The organism is Streptomyces sp. DS1-CR2 (assembly GCF_055760475.1).
In genome coordinates, this window is record NZ_CM147085.1 from 5,833,450 (window position 1) to 5,848,647 (window position 15,198).

A 15,198-nucleotide genomic window follows, 5' to 3' on the forward strand; every position below is an offset into this window, starting at 1 on the left:
TGTGTCCTCCAGCGGGCTCCGCCCGCGGACCGCATGACGAAGGCCCGGGCCCCATAAGGGGACCGGGCCTTCCGCATGCGCACGCACCCCTGGCTGGACGGCACGACCGCTGCACGAACCTCATGAAGCGGGACCGCCCGGCGGGCAGCTGCTGACCCGCCCCGTACGAGCGGCCGGACCCCTGGGGGAGTCCGGCCGCTCTTCGCTCGCTCGCGGGCTCAGCCGTTGGCCAGCGCCTGCAGTCGGTCGTAGGCGCCGTTGAACTTGCTGTGGTCGCCGACCGTCGGGCCGGACGACGTGTACTGCCACATCGTGTAGAAGCCCCAGCCGGCCGGGAGCGCGCCCGGGTCGGTGTTGTAGCGGGCGATCCAGAGCGGGTTGGTCGCCCCGAAGGCGCTGGAGTTGCCGGTGCACTGGGTCCACCAGCTCGTCGCCGTGTAGATCACGGCGTCGCGGCCGGTGCGGGCCTTGTACTGGTTCACGAAGTCACGGATCCAGCTGACCATCCCGGCCGCGGTCTTGCCGTAACAGGCCGCGCCGTACGGGTTCCACTCGATGTCGAGCGCGCCCGGCAGGGTCCTGCCGTCCCGGGACCAGCCGCCGCCGTGGTCCACGAAATAGTTGGCCTGGGCGGCGCCGGTCGTCGTGTCCGGGGTCGCGAAGTGGTACGCGCCGCGGATCATGCCTACGTTGTAGGAGCCGTTGTACTGCTGGGCGAAGTAGGGGTTCGTGTAGTACGTGCCCTCCGTGGCCTTGACGTAGGCCCACTTCACGCCGCTGTTCCAGAGGGTCGCCCAGGCCACGTTGCCGTTGTGGCTGCTGGTGTCCACGCCCTCGGTCTGGACCGCCTTGTTGTCGGTGGGCAGACCGCCTTGGCCGTCGTGCTCGGCGACGCCCATGCCCATCGTGGCGGAGCCGCGGGCGGGGACGTCGGCGGCCTGGGCCGCGGTGGGCAGGGTGAACAGCAGCGAGAGCGCTGCGAGGATGACTCCGGCCGCCGGGATGCGCCTCAGGCGCGGGCGGCGGACGGTTCCGGATCTGTGCACGGGCATTGCGTGCCTCCGAAGGGCCTCGTTGAGCTTCTGTGAGCTCGGTGGGGGGACCTGTCGACATGTCGCTGGTGTGGACATGTCACCAATGAAGCTACGCACGTAGACCGCCGGGAGGGAAGGGGGCCCGGATGCTGCCGTTGGTCTACTCCTGCGAAATACTGGCGGAGCTGCGGCAATGGCCGCGCATGCCGAAAACTTTCAGGAACGGGAAACCCTGGCATGGGTGCTGACGTGCACGAGGACGGGAACGGCGCGCGGCCGGGCGCCGAATTCGACGCGACGGAGAGTGGTGTGGACCACGAATTCCTGTCCCTGGAGAGGGAGTTGACGGTCTTCCTCCGGCGGGCCCGCGCCTCCTCCGGCGAGATGGCACGCGCCGTCCACCCGGACCTCGAACCCGCCGCCTACGGACTTCTCGCGCGCCTCGAGGAGAGCGGCCGGCAGCGGGCCACCGAACTCGCCGCGTACATCGGCGTCGGCAAGGCCACCATGAGCCGGCAGCTGCGCGCCCTGGAGGACCTCGGACTCGTCGCGCGCGAGCCCGACCCCGTCGACGGCCGCGCCTGGCTCGTCCACCTCACCGACGAGGGCCGCGCCAACTTCCGCCAGGTGCGCGACGCCCGCCGGGCCACGTACGTACGCCAGCTCGCGGGATGGGACCGCGCCGAGGTGGCGGAACTGGCCCGGCTTCTCCACCAGTTGAACGCCGGCGCCGAGAGCTAGGGGGTGTCCGGCCATGATCCGCCGGACACCCCCTAGGGCCCTACAGCTCCACGTACACCGCCGTCGCGTCGTCATGCGTCTTGCTGCGCCGCAGGAAGACCCGGTCCTGCTCGTCCGCGTCCTCCAGGGCCCGTACGCGCGCGAGCGCCGCGTGAGCGCCCTCCTTGCGTACGAGCGCGAACAGGTCCGCCCAGTCGCCCTCGTGGAACTTCTCCACCCAGCGCGTGACTCCGTCGGTCAGCGCCACGAGCGTGCGCGCCCGCGCGCGGGGGAGTTCGCCGGTGACCGCGCGGGCGGCGGCCGAGGGATCGGCGGCGGCCGTGAAGAAGCCGCCCTCCTTGTTGCGCACGGTCGCGTCGGCCACCTCGTCCGAGACGAGGGAGGAGTGCGGCACGCGGTCGAGCCGGTCGTCCACCAGCGCCGTGACCGAGCCGCACAGGTCCTCGACCAGCAACACCGAGTCGGACAGCACCAGATACTCGACCCGCTCCGCGTCCCACCGTGCCAGGACCACGGTTGCCTGAGGTGTACGCGGGTGAGAAAGGTCACAGGTGCGCCGATGAGTGTCGGCGGTGCGCCGGATTGCCTCGGCGAGGACGGCGGTCAACGTCATATCCCGCCGTGAAACGGACAGTTCACCCAATGTGCCGCCGAGCCGGGACGTGAACCAGGGGACGGAATGCAGACAGCCGGTCTCGCCCACGGGTGGTGTGACCCCGTCCAGGACCACCAGCGTTCCCCCCTGTCCGGAGGCGGGAACGGCCGCCGAGGCGAAGTCCTCGTTGGGCCGGTCGGGGTTTCCGGGCTCAGTCGCGAGTTCGATGCGCATCCGGCCAGTCTGCACGAGCCCTTCACAAGAGGCCCGTTGAGCCGCGAGTTGAGCCGCATCGGCAGGTCAGACGCCTGTTTTCGACCGGAATGATCAGCTCCGCCGGGGAGTGGCGGGGCATCTTGCCAAAGCCTGTGAGAGACGTCCAACCGGCGCCCCGTTCGGGCTCCGTGCCCATGCCACCAGGACTTGCCCGCCAACTCCCGCTCGATGTTCACTCCTTCGGGTGGCTGGCTAGGTGATGCGCGACCACTGCTCACCGGCACTGGAAAGGTCAGGAGCCATTCCAGAGGGCGCGCGCGTTGACAGATCGTCACCCGGGCCCATGGGTAGACGAGTCAGGAATGCGAGCACCGGTGCGGAAGATGCGGCCTCGACGCAAGGGCAAGCAAGCGGCCTCCGAAGCGGACGAGGGGCGCACGACGGCTCCCGCAGGACCCGCCGCGCAGGCCCCGGCGGGCACCCCCGCCGACCCCGGAGGACGACGTACCGCGCGGGTGCGCAACCGGCTCATCATCGCCGTGGCGGTGGTCGCCGCGGCGACCACCGGTGCCGCCGCACCCGCCCTCATGACCGCGTCCGGGCAGGTCGGCGACTCCCAGGAGCTCGTCGACCTCGCGGCGCGGACCCAGCAGACCGTCACGCTCTCCCACTCCCTGGCCGACGAGCGCGACGAGGTCACCGCCTTCATCGCCGCCGGGCGGCCCAAGGGGCACGGGCTCTCCGAGAGCCGCAGCGCCCGCGTCGACCGGCAGCTCGAAGAGCTCCGCACCGACGCACCGGCCCCCCTGCAACGCGACCTCGCCGGCATCGCGGCCGTCCGCCGGGCCGCGCTCACCGGCAAGGGCAGCGCCCTCGAGGCGCACAAGGCGTACTCCGACGCGATCAACGAGCTGCACAGCACCGCCGAGCAGCTCGCCGAGAGCACCCCGCCCCGCGCGGGTTCCGGAGCACACGCCTTCGCCGACCTCGACCGGGCAGTCGAACAGGCCTCCGCCGCCCGCGGACTCCTGCTCGCCGCGCTCGCCGTGCCGCGCTCCAGCCAGACGTCCACGGTCATCGACCCGGTCACCGGACTGCCGAAGACCGTCGTCTCCCAGGACTCGGCCGACGGCAAGCAGCGCGACGCCCTGAGCGCCGCAGCCCAGCAGGCCCAGGTACGCGAACAGGCCGCGCTCGCCGACTTCGAGGACGCTGCCCCGGCCGCGTCCGTCGCCTCCTACGGCGCGACGGTCACCGGGCCCGACGTCACCAAGGCCGACAAGTACCTGGCCGCCCTCACGGACGAGCCCACGCTGTCCGCCGACGACCTTGCCGGCAACCCCAAGAACATCGACGCCGCGCTGTCCGCCCGTATCGACCTGATGCGCGGCGCCGAGTCGTCCCTCTACGACCGGCGCACCAAGGACCTCGCCCTGCTGCGCGACGACGACGTCAACGCGCTCGAGGTCCGCATCGCGCTGGCCGGTCTGTGCCTGCTCGTCGCCGTCGGCGTCTCGATGGCCATGGCCCGCACACTGACCAGGCCGCTCGCGGTGCTCCGCCTCGGCTCGGCCCGCCTCGCGGGGGACCCGGCGAGCGAGGAGCCGGTCAAGTTCACCGGCCGCAACGACGAGTTCGCCCAGGTCGTACGGTCCGTCAACGTCCTGCACGCGCACACACTCGGCCTCCACGAGCGCCTCACCACGCTGGAGGCCGACCGCAAGCACCTGATCGGCCAGCGCGCGACCATGGCCGACGAGCGCGAGAAGCTGCGCGCCGAACTCGCCGCGGCCGCGGCCCACCTGGACCGGGTCCGGCACAGCATCCACGGCACGTTCGTGAACCTCGCCCTGCGCACCCTCGGCCTCGTGGAGCGCCAGCTCGGCGTCATCGAGAACCTGGAGGAGCGCGAACAGGACCCCGAGCGCCTCGCGACCCTCTTCAAGCTCGACCACTTCGCCACGGTCATGCGGCGGCACAGCGAGAACCTCCTCGTACTCGCCGGCGCCGAGCACGGCCACGGAAACCCGGGCGCCGTCCCGCTGGTCGACGTCGTGCGCGCCGCGGTCAGCGAGATCGAGCGCTACGAGCGGGTCCAGATCTCCGCGCTCCCGCCGCACGCGCACCTCGCCGGCTTCGCCGCCGACGACCTCAGCCACCTCGTCGCCGAAGTCCTGGAGAACGCCACGTCGTTCTCGCCGCCCGACGCCTCCGTCGAGGTGTCCGGCTGGCTCCTGGAGAGCGGCGAGGTCATGCTCTCCGTCCAGGACGAGGGCATCGGCATGACCGACGAGCGGATGAAGGAGCTCAACGGCCGTCTCGCCGCCTTCGCGGACGACGAGATGTTCGACCCCGAGGACGGCGACGGACTCGGCCTCGGCCTGTACGTCGTGGCCCGGCTCGCCGCGCGCCACGGCGTGCGGGTGCAGCTGCGCGAGCAGAAGCAGGGCGGGATCGCCGTCGTCGTCGTGCTGCCCAGGGCGCTTCTCGCGGCGGCCCCCGCGGCAGCCGTGCCGCCGCGGGTCCCGGTGGCGGGCGCCGCGCCCGCCGTGCACCTGCCCGGATCCGAGGCCGAGGCCAACTCCAATGTCCTGAGCGGCCGTTCCAAGGACAGCCACGACCCGCTGATCGCCGCGGCGGAGCACGCCGTACGGGAAGCGGGGACAGACGCCGAGGCGCCTGCACCGGTGGCGGAACCCGAACCGGAGCTCACGAAGCCCGCGGTCCCGGCCGAGTCGCCCGCCGAGACGACCATGACGCTGACGGCGCCGATCCCGGCCGTCGACCCGGAACCCGTACCCGCCGTCGCCCCGGAACCCGTACCGGCACCAGCCCCCGAGCCCGCGCCGCAGACCCTGCACCTCGACGACGAGCCCGCGCACGAGCGGGTCGCCGACGAGACGGGCACCGGTCGGACCAGCGGCACCCCGGGCCTGCCCACCCGGCCCAAGGCCGGCACGCCTCCCGCCCCCGAGGCGGCGGGCGAGCCCGTGATCCCCGCGGCCCGCACCCCCCAGGGGGAGCGCGTCACGGACAAGGGCCTGCCCAAGAGGACCCCCAAGATCTCGGCCCCCGCGCCCGCCGCTGCGCCGCGCACCGGATCCGTCGACGCGGACGCCCTGCGCCGCAGGCTCGGCGGGTTCCACCAGGGGGCCAACAAGGGCCGGCGGGACGTCGAGGCCGAGATCGGCGGGACGGACCAGACCGCAGAACCCAAGGGGGACACAGTCGAGGAGGCAAGCAGTTGACTGCGCCCAGTCGCACGCCGAGTGCGTCCACCCCTGGATTCGGACTCAGCACCGAAGCCCGCAACCTGCACTGGCTGCTGACCAATCTGGTGGAGGAGGTGCCAGGGCTCCTCTCGGTCGCGGTCGTCTCCTCCGACGGGCTGCTCCTGCTCTCCTCCGACCCCGGCAGGAACAATGAGCGCCCTGCCGACCACAGCGGCGGACCCAAGGGGTCCAGCGCCGACCTGGCCACGATCGTGTCCGGCGTCGGCAGCCTCACCATCGGCGCCGCCAAGCTGATGGACGGCGGCAGCGTCAAGCAGACCATGGTCGCGATGGAGGAAGGCAGCCTCTTCGTCATGTCCATCAGCGACGGCTCACTGCTCGGCGTGCACGCCACCCCGGACTGCGACATGAGCGTCGTCGCCTACCACATGGCGCTCTTCGTCGGCCGTGCCGGGCACGTCCTCACGCCCGAACTCCGCAGTGAACTGCGCCAGTCGATGGAGAACGCCAAGTGAGCAGCAGCATCACGAATCTCAGTACCGGCGGCCCGAAACTTCCCACCCGGGGCGGCGACCGCAAGCCGGCCCGGGTGCGCCCCTATTCGCTCACCGGCGGCCGCACCCGCTTCGGCCATGTGCTGCTCGTCGAGACGTTCGTCGCCGCGCTCGAAGCGCCCGGGGAACGCCTCGAGATAGGCCAGGGCACGCTCTCGACGCGGATCATGCCGGAGATGCGGGCGATCGTGGAGCTGTGCCGCCGCATGCGCACGGTCGCCGAGATCGCCGCGCTCCTGAAGATGCCCCTCGGCGTGGTCCGCGTACTGCTCAGCGACCTCGCCGACCAGGGAAAGATCCGCGTTTACGGAACCGGCCACGGCCCGGGCCAGCCGGACCGCGCACTGCTGGAAAGGGTGCTGAGTGGACTCCGTCGTCTCTGAAGGCGTCACCGAGGGCGTCACGCCCGCCTTCGTACCTGCCCAGCCGTCGTCCGGCCGTGAAGCCATCGCCTTCGAGCCCCAGGAAGAGCTCCAGGCCTGGCAGACGGACCGCACCCGCGCCCCGATCGCCACGAAGATAGTGGTGGCCGGCGGCTTCGGCGTCGGCAAGACCACCCTCGTCACCGCCGTCTCGGAGATCCAGCCCCTCCAGACCGAGGCGCTGATGACCCAGGCGAGCGAGGAGACCGACGACCTCACCGCCACCCCGGACAAGACCACGACCACGGTCGCCATGGACTTCGGGCGGATCACGCTCGACGACGACCTGGTGCTCTACCTCTTCGGCACGCCGGGGCAGCAGCGCTTCTGGTTCATGTGGGACGACCTGGTGCGCGGCGCGATCGGCGCGGTCGTGCTCGCCGACACCCGGCGGCTGTCCGACTGCTTCCCGGCCCTCGACTACTTCGAGAGCTGCGGGCTCCCGTACGTCGTCGCCGTCAACCACTTCGACGGCTCCGACGAGTTCGCCGCCGCCGACGTGCGCGAGGCCCTGACGGTGCCGCCGCACATCCCTGTCCTCATCATGGACGCGCGGCAGCGCATCTCGGTCGTCGAGACCCTCCTGGCCCTCGTCGGCCACGCGCTCGACGCCACCCCCGAATAGCCACCACCCCTCAGCAGTAGAAGAGGCACCCGCATGCGGAAGATACTCGTCGTCGGAGCCGGACAGTCCGGTCTCCAGCTCGCCCTCGGCCTCCAGTCGAACGGGTACGAGGTCACCCTGATGTCCAACCGCACCGCGGACGAGATCCGGTCCGGCCGGGTCATGTCCACGCAGTGCATGTTCGACACGGCGCTCCAGCACGAGCGCGACCTCCAGGTGAACTTCTGGGAGTCCCAGGCCCCGAAGATCGAGGGCCTCGGCGTCTCCGTCGCCGCCCCCGGCTCCTTCGACCCGGGCCCCTCGCAGCGCGCCATCGACTGGGTGGGCAAGCTCGACGGCTACGCGCAGTCCGTCGACCAGCGCGTGAAGATGGCCGGCTGGATGGAGACGTTCGCGCAGCGCGGCGGCCAGCTCGTCATCCACGGCGCCGCGGTCTCCGACCTCGACTACTTCGCCCGCACCTACGACCTGGTGCTCGTCTCCGCCGGCAAGGGCGAGCTGGTCTCGATGTTCGGCCGCGACGCCTCGCGCTCCCCGTACACCGAGCCGCAGCGCGCGCTCGCCGTCGCGTACGTGCACGGCATGGGCCCCCGCCCCGAGCACCCGGACTTCGACGCGGTGCGCTGCAACCTGGTGCCCGGCGTCGGCGAGCTGTTCGTCATGCCGACCCTCACCACCTCGGGCCGCGCGGACATCCTGTTCTGGGAGGGCATCCCCGGCGGTCCGCTGGACGCCTTCAAGGGCGTCAAGGACCCCTCGGAGCACCTGGCCCTCACCCTGGAGCTGATGGAGAAGTTCACGCCCTGGGAGTACGCCCGCGCCACGAAGGTCGAGCTGACCGACGCCAACGCGACCCTCGCCGGCCGTTACGCGCCGACCGTCCGCAACCCGATCGGGCGGCTGCCCGGCGGCGGCGCGGTCCTCGGTGTCGCCGATGTCGTCGTCGCCAACGACCCGATCACGGGCCAGGGTTCGAACTCGGCGTCCAAGTGCGCCGCCTCGTATCTCGACTCGATCACCGAGCACGGCGACAAGCCGTTCGACGAAGAGTGGATGCAGTCCACCTTCGACCGCTACTGGGACACCGCGCAGCACGTCGTGAAGTGGACCAACGCGATGCTGGGCGTCCCGCCGGAGCACGTCCTCAATCTGATCGGCGCCGCAGGCCAGCTCCAGCCGGTCGCCGGCCGCTTCGCGAACGGCTTCAACAACCCGGCCGACTTCGAGAACTTCTTTTACGAGCCCGAGAAGACGAACGCCTACCTGGCCTCCGTCTCCGGCTGAGAGCCTGTGACACATTCCCGGCCGGATCAGCTCACGTCGTCTGGTGCGTGCGATCGCAAGGCGCCGGAGCGGCCTCGTAGCGGAGCTACTAGGGCGATTCGGCAACGCGGCATGGGGGTCCCCCCGGCTCGAGCGGAGCCGAGAGCTGGGGGAGTGCGTGCCAGGCGGCGTGCGCCCGACCGGGGATGTGACACAGGCTCTGGCCCGCGGCGGGGCGCGCACCGGTCAGCCGGTGGGCGCCCCCGCGGCGCCGTACCCGGTGTCGGCGCCGCCCGTCGCACCCTCCGGCAGCTTCGGCGGGGTGTAGCCCTTCATCGACGCGTCTCCCTGATCGGGACGGACGGCGCCGAGCAGCGGGTTGGCCGCGATCGGCGACACCTTGACCTTCGCGCCCGGCCGCGGCGCCTGCACCACCATCCCGTCGCCCAGGTACATCGCCACGTGTGTGGCCTCGCGGAAGTACACGACGAGGTCCCCGGGCCGCAGCTCGCTGAGCGGGACGCGCGGCAGTTTCGCCCACTGCTCCTGCGACGTGCGGGGAATGTCCTCGCCCGCGTGCTCCCACGCCTGCGACGTGAGCCCCGAGCAGTCGAACGCCGCGGGCCCTTCCGCGCCCCACACGTACGGCTTCCCGATCTGCCTCACCGCGTACGCGAGTGCCGCGTCCCCGGCCCGTGACGGCGCCTGCCGTGAACTGAGCGCGCCCGACGCCATGAACGTCTTCTGGGCCTTCGCCATCCCCGCGTCCTCCAGGCGGGTCAGCTCGGTGAGCTGGTCCGGGCTGAGTGAGGCGAGCACCCTCTCGACGTCCTTGAGGCGGGCCTGGACGGCGTCCCGGTTCTTCTTCTGCCGCTCCGACAGCCGGGTCTGCTCGGCGAGCGCCCTGCGTGCCCGCGCCGCCAGGCGGTCGGCGCGCTTCTCGCCGCCGACGAGCCGGTCCACGGTCGCCATGCGCTCCTGGGCCACGCGCCGGATCACATGGCCCTGGTCGAGGGCGTGCTGCGGGTCGCGGGCGAGGAGCAGGCGCAGGTAGGGGGAGATGTTGCTGCTGCCCTGGTACTGCTCGCGGGCGAGGCGTCCTGCCGCGCCGCGGCTGTCGTGGAGCAAGGTGCGGGCCGTGGCCAGCTTGCGGGCCAGGTCGCCGGCCGTCTTGCGGCGCTTCTTGAGCTTCTCGGCGGTCGCGTTGTACTTCTCGGTGGCCTTCTCGGCCTCCCGGTACAGGCGCTGAAGATCCGTCAGAAGCGCGGCGGCGGAGGTGCGGTTGGCCGCGGGGAGGGGCTGGGGGTCCGGTGTGGGTGCGGCGGACGCGGGCCCCGGCGCCGCGAGCGTTGAGGCCACCGCCGCGGCACAGACCCACCGCAGAAGGCTTCCTGACACGTCATCACCTCCGGTGCGGGGCGGCCGGTCCGTCCCGCACCGTGAGCATCAACACGTCCGCCCGCCCGCGCGCCTCCTGCTGGGCGGTTCGGCCCAAGGACCTCACCCGGCCGGGGGACTCCACGAAGGTGATCCGTCAAAGAGAGTGCTATGAGCGCGGCTTGGACCAGGGCCACCGGAGCCCGCTGTCGTCGCGCCCCGAAGGGTCGTACTCGTACTTCCAGCGGTGGGTGAACCGGATCTTGCCGGGGGTCATCGGCACCCGGCGGTAGATGAGCACCGTGCCCGGGGAGCCGCCGGGGCCCGGCACCGGGATGCGGTACACCTTCGGCGGATGCCCCGTCGGTCCCAGCAGCACGGGCAGCACCCGCCCGTCCATCGGCCCGCCGACGAACGGCGTCTCTTCGCTCTTCACGGCACCAGTGTCACCACAGATGGGCCGCGTCGCTCACCACGGGCAGCACCAGGCGGGCCAGCCGGCCCACGGGCCCGTCCGCCGTCTCCAGGGCCAGCGCGTGCCGCACCGCCCCGGCGGTCTGCGGGTCGCGGCCCGCCGTCGCCGTGAGGACGGCCATGAACTGGTCGACGAGCCCGTCGCGCAGCTCGTCCAGCGGCGGCTTCTTGTCCTCGTCGAGCCAGATCAGCGAGGCCGCCTCCACGGCGGTGATCCACATGCGTACGGTCATCCGCAACCGGGGACCCGGGTCCGCCACGGCGAGATGGCTCAGGATGTGCTCGGCCGCCGCCCTGCGCACGCCGTCCACGATCGACGTCGTCCGCGACGTCTCCACCACGCTGCCGCCCTGGAGCAGCGCGGCGAACCCCATGTCGTGCTGGTCCACGAACCCGAGGTAGCGGTCGAGGGCCCGCGTGAGCCGGCCGCTCAGCGGTCCTTCCTGCGGCTCCGCGAAGCACTTCTCCAGCTCGTCGGCCGCGGAGCGCAGCGCGGCCTCGTACAACTGCTGCTTGCCGCCGGGGAAGTACCGGTAGACGAGCGGCCGCGAGACACCGGCCGCCTCCGCCACGTCGTCGAGGGACACCTCCTCGGGAGCCCGGTGCGCGAAGAGGGACAGCGCGGCGACGAGGAGCTGGCTGCGACGCTCCTCGACGCTGAGCCGTCGGTACGCGCGAGTGCCGGGTGCCGAGGTCATGTCCCGCAGCGTAACCGGCTTTTCGTGCGGGGGTCCTGTACGGAGGCGCTCCGCCGGGTCCCGGGCGCAGCCCTGGGCGGGCGGCCCGGGCCGTGTGGCGGTCCAGGCGAGGAGCCCGGGTCGCGTGGCCGTCAGGCGAGGAGTCCGGACGACTTCCACAGCCTGCGTCCGACGCCCCGCATGACCCCGATGTCGTCCAGGCTGTGTCGATGTGCGGCTCCGCCGCGTGGCCGTCAGGCGAGGAGTCCGGACGACTTCCACAGCCTGCGTCCGACGCCCCGCATGACCCCGATGTCGTCCAGGAAGTCCGTCAGGCGCTTGGCGCCGGTCTGCATGATCTCGCGCCGGTGGCCGCTGGCCTTGACCTGCGCCAGCGCCTCCTTCGGGTCGAGCCCCGCCCGCTCGTAGGCGGCCGGGTTGTGGAACGCCGTGTAGATCACGCGGGCGGACTCGCCGCACACGATCCGGGTGTACGCCGCCTCCGTCGGGCCGCACGTCACCATCTGGCGGCGCAGCTCCTCACGGGCGTAGCGCACGTGCCGCGCCTCCTCGATGACGTGGATGCGGGTGATGCCGCGCACCAGCGGCTGGACGCGCTCGTCCGGGAACGTCATGCGCTGCATCCAGTCGATGATCTCCTCGCCGAGCAGCGTCGCCGCGAAGGATCCCGGCGTCGTGGAGATCGTCTTGAGCACGCGCCCCAGGTTGTGGTGGATACGCGGCATGGGGAAGCCCTCGCCGACGCTCCGCTTGATCATGCGGGCGAACATCATGGAGTGCCGGCACTCGTCGGCGATCTCCGTGAGGGCGTAGCGCACATGGCTGCTGGTCAGCGACTTGTCGTAGATGTGCCGTACGAGGAGCTGCATCAGGATGATCTCGAACCAGACGCCCATGGACGCCATGGAGGCGGCCTCGTACTTGGAGAGCTCGATGCGCTGCTCCTGCGGCATCCGCTTCCACATGGGGGTGTCGTAGAGAGAGCAGAGCTCCGGGGGCCAGTACCACATGCCCTCGACGTCGGGGGCGTCCCAGTCCAGTTCCTTGTCCGGGTCGAAGGAGTGCTTGGCGGAGGAGTCGAGCAGGCGCTCGGCCACCTGCTCGCGGTCCTTGAGCAGCCCGAGCGCGTCGCGCAGACCCTCGAACGCGTCGGCTTCCGTCACGGTCGTCATGGCTGTCCCACCTCGTCGTACGGGAAACGTGCGCCGCGGCACAGGAGTTACCGGCGGTCACCTCTTATGAGACTGCCTGTCAGCAAGGCCGTCAATCCCTTGCGCGCGACTTGTTGACCCGGTGTCCACGAGCGTGTGAGCCTGCCTGTATGTCGACGCATGAGCTGTACACCAGGGCGCCCGAGGAGCTCAACTGGCACGTACCTGCGGCCGGTGCGGCGCGATTCAGCTGGGAGTACGACGAGGGCAGGGACCGCCTCCTCGCGCTCTACCAGAAGGGCAAGGACAAGCAGTGGGACGGTGCCAAGCGCATCGACTGGGGCATCGAGGTCGATCCCCACAACCCGCTCGGCACCCCCGACGAGGCGCTGACCCTCTACGGCACCCGGCACTGGGCGAAGATGACGGACCGGGACAAGGGCGAGCTGCGCAAGCACTACGCGTCCTGGCAGTTCAGCCAGTTCCTGCACGGTGAGCAGGGCGCGATGGTGTGCGCCGCCCGCATCGTCGAGTCCGTCCCCGACATGGACGCCAAGTTCTACTCGGCGACCCAGACCATGGACGAGGCCCGGCACGCGGAGATCTTCGGCCGCTTCCTGCACGAGAAGGTCGGGATGCTCTACCCGATCAACGACAACCTCCAGTCGCTCCTCGGGGACACCCTGCGCGACTCCCGCTGGGACATGCCCTACCTCGGCATGCAGGTTCTCATCGAGGGCCTGGCGCTCGCCGCGTTCGGCATGATCCGCGACACCACGGACAAGCCGCTGCCCCAGCAGATCCTCGCGTACGTCATGCAGGACGAGGCCCGCCATGTGGCCTTCGGGCGGATGGCCCTGCGCGACTACTACAAGCAGCTCACCGATGCCGAACTGCGCGAGCGCGAGGAGTTCGTCATCGAGGGCTGCTATCTGATGCGCGACCGGCTGCGCGGCGTCGAGGTCCTGGAGAACTTCGGCATCTCCAAGGCGGAGGCCGACGAGTACAGCGAGCAGTCCGAGTTCCTGGCCCTCTTCCGCCAGCTGCTCTTCTCCCGGATCGTGCCCTGCGTCAAGGACATCGGCCTGTGGGGCAAGCGCCTCCAGCAGGCGTACGTCGACATGGGCGTCTTCGAGATGGGCAACTCGAACCTCGACCAGCTGATGGCCCAGGACGAGGAGTTCGCCGAGAAGCTCGACGCGGAACGCTTCGCGGCGGAGGAACTCGAGCGCGTCGCGGAGGTCGAGTCGACGATCGGGGAGGGCGCGCAGCAGTCCTAGGGCTCGCCCGAGCGGGACCCGGCGCGTCCGGGCCCGGCCGTGGCGTCCGGGGTGTGTCACCCGCATGGAGTATTTTGCTGACGTGTCCACGCCTCAGCCACCCCAGCCCGGCCCGTACGGCCAGCAGCCCCCGGTCGCGCCCTACGGCCGGCCCGGCCCCTACGGTCCGCCGCAGCAGCCCGGCCCGTACGGCCGGCCGGGCCAGCCCGGTCCGTACGCCCAGCAGCCCTACCCGGGCGGTGCCCCTTACCCCGGATGGGGCGGAGCCCCCATGGGCCCGCCGCCCAAGAAGCGGCGGGTCGGGATGATTCTCGGCATCGTCGGCGGCGCGCTCGGCGTCGTCGTCATCGGCATCGTCGCGGTCGCCATGCTCGGCTCGGAGGTCGACAAGAGCTTCCCGGAGGCCGAGTACAAGCTGACCGTCCCGCAGACCGTTCTCGACGGGAGGTACACCCTCACCGAGGACCTGTCCGGCACCCAGGGCAAGGAGATCGAGGACGAGGCGGACGGCGCCTGGGACGCACGCGACACCAAGGCGGCGGTCGGCCAGTACGCCGCGACCGACCTCGCCAAGAAGAACGCGGGTGTGGTGATCTCCGGCATGTACGGCCGGTTCAAGAACACCGACCTGGCCCGCAAGAACATGATGCAGGGCGCCGCCAAGAGCGACGGCGCCGAAGTCGCCGTGCCCGCCAAGGACTTCAAGCCGGCCGGCTCCGACGTCACCATCACCTGCCAGGTGCTCACCAAGCAGCAGGCGACCATCCCGATGTGCGCCTGGGCCGACGCGAACACCGGCGCCACCGTCGCCGAGATCACCCCCGAGATCGCCCTTCAGGCCCCCTCCGAGGTGGACCTCGACGCGGCGGCCGCGACCGCGGCGAAGATCCGTTCGGAGATCAGGAAGCCGATCGGCTGACGGACTCCGGCTCCGGCTCCGGGTCCGACGCCGGCTCCGGGTCCGACGCCGGCTCCGGCTCGGGGCCGGCGTCGGCCGCCGGGAACGACGTACGCAGATTGAACGCGTACGGCGTCGGGCCGTGCGTCCGCAGATGGACCAGGCGATCCTCCGCCTCCTCGACGGTGGGCCGGTGCCCGGCAGGCACCCACCACAGAGCGGTCACCGCCTCGTCGAGACGCTCGAAGAACTCCCGGCGCCGCGCGAGGAGTTCACGGTGCCGGCCCTGGTACATGAACGCGGTCAGCGCGTTCGTGTCCCGCCACACCGGCATGTTCACCAGCAGCCACGCGTCGCCGAAGATCCGGATGTCCGTCGCGTCACCGCTGTCCCCCTCGAGACGCCACACGAACCCGTCCGACGCGTCGGCGACGGCGTTCACCGGATCGAGTCCCTCCGCGAAGTCCCTCAGCTGCTCCGAGTCGAGCGGCGCGGTGAGGCGGCCGATGTTCACCTGGGCGAGTTCGTGGCGAGTCCCGTTTTCCGTCGTATGCGCAGTCCCGTAGTCAGTCATGGACTGCACGATAGGCAGCGGACGCGTCGCCGTGGCGGGCCATTTCACCCGTCGGTATCGGGG

At 71.2% G+C, this 15,198-nt stretch carries 15 protein-coding genes; 8 read left to right on the plus strand and 7 right to left on the minus strand.

Going from position 1 to position 15,198, the window contains the following annotated elements:
- Positions 1 to 218: 218 nt before the first annotated feature.
- Positions 219 to 1,052 carry a lysozyme gene (locus ACY0PA_RS27940; protein WP_473080340.1) on the minus strand — a complete coding sequence of 278 codons (834 nt, stop codon included), beginning with the start codon at positions 1,050 to 1,052 and terminating at the stop codon, positions 219 to 221.
- Between the two features lie 219 nt (positions 1,053 to 1,271).
- On the opposite strand from ACY0PA_RS27940, the gene ACY0PA_RS27945 reads away from it, so the two are divergent.
- Positions 1,272 to 1,775 (plus strand): MarR family winged helix-turn-helix transcriptional regulator, encoded by a 504-nt coding sequence (locus ACY0PA_RS27945; RefSeq protein WP_473080341.1) that lies wholly within the window; start codon positions 1,272 to 1,274, stop codon positions 1,773 to 1,775.
- A gap of 40 nt (positions 1,776 to 1,815) precedes the next feature.
- Here the strand turns inward: ACY0PA_RS27945 and ACY0PA_RS27950 are convergent, their stop codons facing one another.
- Positions 1,816 to 2,604 carry a protein phosphatase 2C domain-containing protein gene (locus ACY0PA_RS27950; protein ID WP_473080342.1) on the minus strand — a complete coding sequence of 263 codons (789 nt, stop codon included), beginning with the start codon at positions 2,602 to 2,604 and terminating at the stop codon, positions 1,816 to 1,818.
- Between the two features lie 356 nt (positions 2,605 to 2,960).
- On the opposite strand from ACY0PA_RS27950, the gene ACY0PA_RS27955 reads away from it, so the two are divergent.
- The 5 genes from ACY0PA_RS27955 (at position 2,961) to ACY0PA_RS27975 (ending at position 8,704) form a co-directional block, all read left to right on the plus strand.
- A complete protein-coding gene (locus tag ACY0PA_RS27955) occupies positions 2,961 to 5,834 on the plus strand; it encodes a sensor histidine kinase (protein ID WP_473086454.1) in 2,874 nt (957 codons plus the stop codon).
- Positions 5,831 to 6,334, plus strand: coding sequence for a roadblock/LC7 domain-containing protein (locus ACY0PA_RS27960; RefSeq protein WP_266674084.1), 504 nt, complete (start codon positions 5,831 to 5,833; stop codon positions 6,332 to 6,334). Before ACY0PA_RS27955 ends, ACY0PA_RS27960 begins: the two co-directional genes overlap by 4 nt.
- Positions 6,331 to 6,756: a DUF742 domain-containing protein gene (locus tag ACY0PA_RS27965; RefSeq protein WP_473080343.1), complete on the plus strand. Its 426-nt coding sequence runs from the start codon at positions 6,331 to 6,333 to the stop codon at positions 6,754 to 6,756. The genes ACY0PA_RS27960 and ACY0PA_RS27965 overlap by 4 nt, the downstream gene beginning before the upstream one ends.
- A gap of 64 nt (positions 6,757 to 6,820) precedes the next feature.
- On the plus strand, positions 6,821 to 7,420 hold the full coding sequence (locus tag ACY0PA_RS27970; protein ID WP_384258726.1) for a GTP-binding protein: 600 nt from the start codon (positions 6,821 to 6,823) through the stop codon (positions 7,418 to 7,420).
- Between the two features lie 33 nt (positions 7,421 to 7,453).
- Positions 7,454 to 8,704 (plus strand): styrene monooxygenase/indole monooxygenase family protein, encoded by a 1,251-nt coding sequence (locus ACY0PA_RS27975; protein ID WP_473080344.1) that lies wholly within the window; start codon positions 7,454 to 7,456, stop codon positions 8,702 to 8,704.
- Between the two features lie 225 nt (positions 8,705 to 8,929).
- Here ACY0PA_RS27975 and ACY0PA_RS27980 read toward each other — a convergent pair whose 3' ends face one another.
- From ACY0PA_RS27980 to ACY0PA_RS27995, 4 genes are all read right to left on the minus strand, one after another.
- A complete protein-coding gene (locus tag ACY0PA_RS27980; RefSeq protein WP_473080345.1) occupies positions 8,930 to 10,081 on the minus strand; it encodes a C40 family peptidase in 1,152 nt (383 codons plus the stop codon).
- A gap of 148 nt (positions 10,082 to 10,229) precedes the next feature.
- Entirely contained in the window at positions 10,230 to 10,496 is a 267-nt protein-coding gene (locus tag ACY0PA_RS27985) for a hypothetical protein (RefSeq protein WP_473080346.1), read from the minus strand.
- A gap of 10 nt (positions 10,497 to 10,506) precedes the next feature.
- Positions 10,507 to 11,232, minus strand: coding sequence for a TetR/AcrR family transcriptional regulator (locus ACY0PA_RS27990; protein WP_473080347.1), 726 nt, complete (start codon positions 11,230 to 11,232; stop codon positions 10,507 to 10,509).
- A 233-nt stretch (positions 11,233 to 11,465) separates the two neighbouring features.
- The gene (locus tag ACY0PA_RS27995; protein WP_473080348.1) at positions 11,466 to 12,404 is read right to left on the minus strand and encodes an AurF N-oxygenase family protein; all 939 of its coding nucleotides are present in this window, start codon (positions 12,402 to 12,404) and stop codon (positions 11,466 to 11,468) included.
- Positions 12,405 to 12,553: 149 nt separating this feature from the next.
- Here ACY0PA_RS27995 and ACY0PA_RS28000 point away from each other — a divergent pair, with 149 nt between their 5' ends.
- Both ACY0PA_RS28000 and ACY0PA_RS28005 read left to right on the plus strand, forming a co-directional pair.
- Positions 12,554 to 13,663 carry a ferritin-like domain-containing protein gene (locus ACY0PA_RS28000; RefSeq protein ID WP_473080349.1) on the plus strand — a complete coding sequence of 370 codons (1,110 nt, stop codon included), beginning with the start codon at positions 12,554 to 12,556 and terminating at the stop codon, positions 13,661 to 13,663.
- An 82-nt stretch (positions 13,664 to 13,745) separates the two neighbouring features.
- Positions 13,746 to 14,582, plus strand: coding sequence for a hypothetical protein (locus tag ACY0PA_RS28005; RefSeq protein ID WP_473080350.1), 837 nt, complete (start codon positions 13,746 to 13,748; stop codon positions 14,580 to 14,582).
- On the opposite strand, the gene ACY0PA_RS28010 is transcribed toward ACY0PA_RS28005, so the two are convergent.
- Positions 14,563 to 15,135 carry a DUF3291 domain-containing protein gene (locus tag ACY0PA_RS28010; protein ID WP_473080351.1) on the minus strand — a complete coding sequence of 191 codons (573 nt, stop codon included), beginning with the start codon at positions 15,133 to 15,135 and terminating at the stop codon, positions 14,563 to 14,565. The two genes, ACY0PA_RS28005 and ACY0PA_RS28010, sit on opposite strands and share 20 nt — an antisense overlap.
- Between the last annotated feature and the right edge of the window lie 63 nt (positions 15,136 to 15,198).

Coding starts and splice junctions, on each gene's coding strand:
- ACY0PA_RS27995 (WP_473080348.1), bottom strand. CDS start 12,404: ATGACGACCGTGACGGAAGCCGACGCGTTCGAGGGTCTGCGCGACGCG.
- ACY0PA_RS28010 (WP_473080351.1), bottom strand. CDS start 15,135: ATGACTGACTACGGGACTGCGCATACGACGGAAAACGGGACTCGCCAC.
- ACY0PA_RS27940 (WP_473080340.1), bottom strand. CDS start 1,052: ATGCCCGTGCACAGATCCGGAACCGTCCGCCGCCCGCGCCTGAGGCGC.
- ACY0PA_RS27945 (WP_473080341.1), top strand. CDS start 1,272: ATGGGTGCTGACGTGCACGAGGACGGGAACGGCGCGCGGCCGGGCGCC.
- ACY0PA_RS28000 (WP_473080349.1), top strand. CDS start 12,554: ATGTCGACGCATGAGCTGTACACCAGGGCGCCCGAGGAGCTCAACTGG.
- ACY0PA_RS27950 (WP_473080342.1), bottom strand. CDS start 2,604: ATGCGCATCGAACTCGCGACTGAGCCCGGAAACCCCGACCGGCCCAAC.
- ACY0PA_RS27990 (WP_473080347.1), bottom strand. CDS start 11,232: ATGACCTCGGCACCCGGCACTCGCGCGTACCGACGGCTCAGCGTCGAG.
- ACY0PA_RS27975 (WP_473080344.1), top strand. CDS start 7,454: ATGCGGAAGATACTCGTCGTCGGAGCCGGACAGTCCGGTCTCCAGCTC.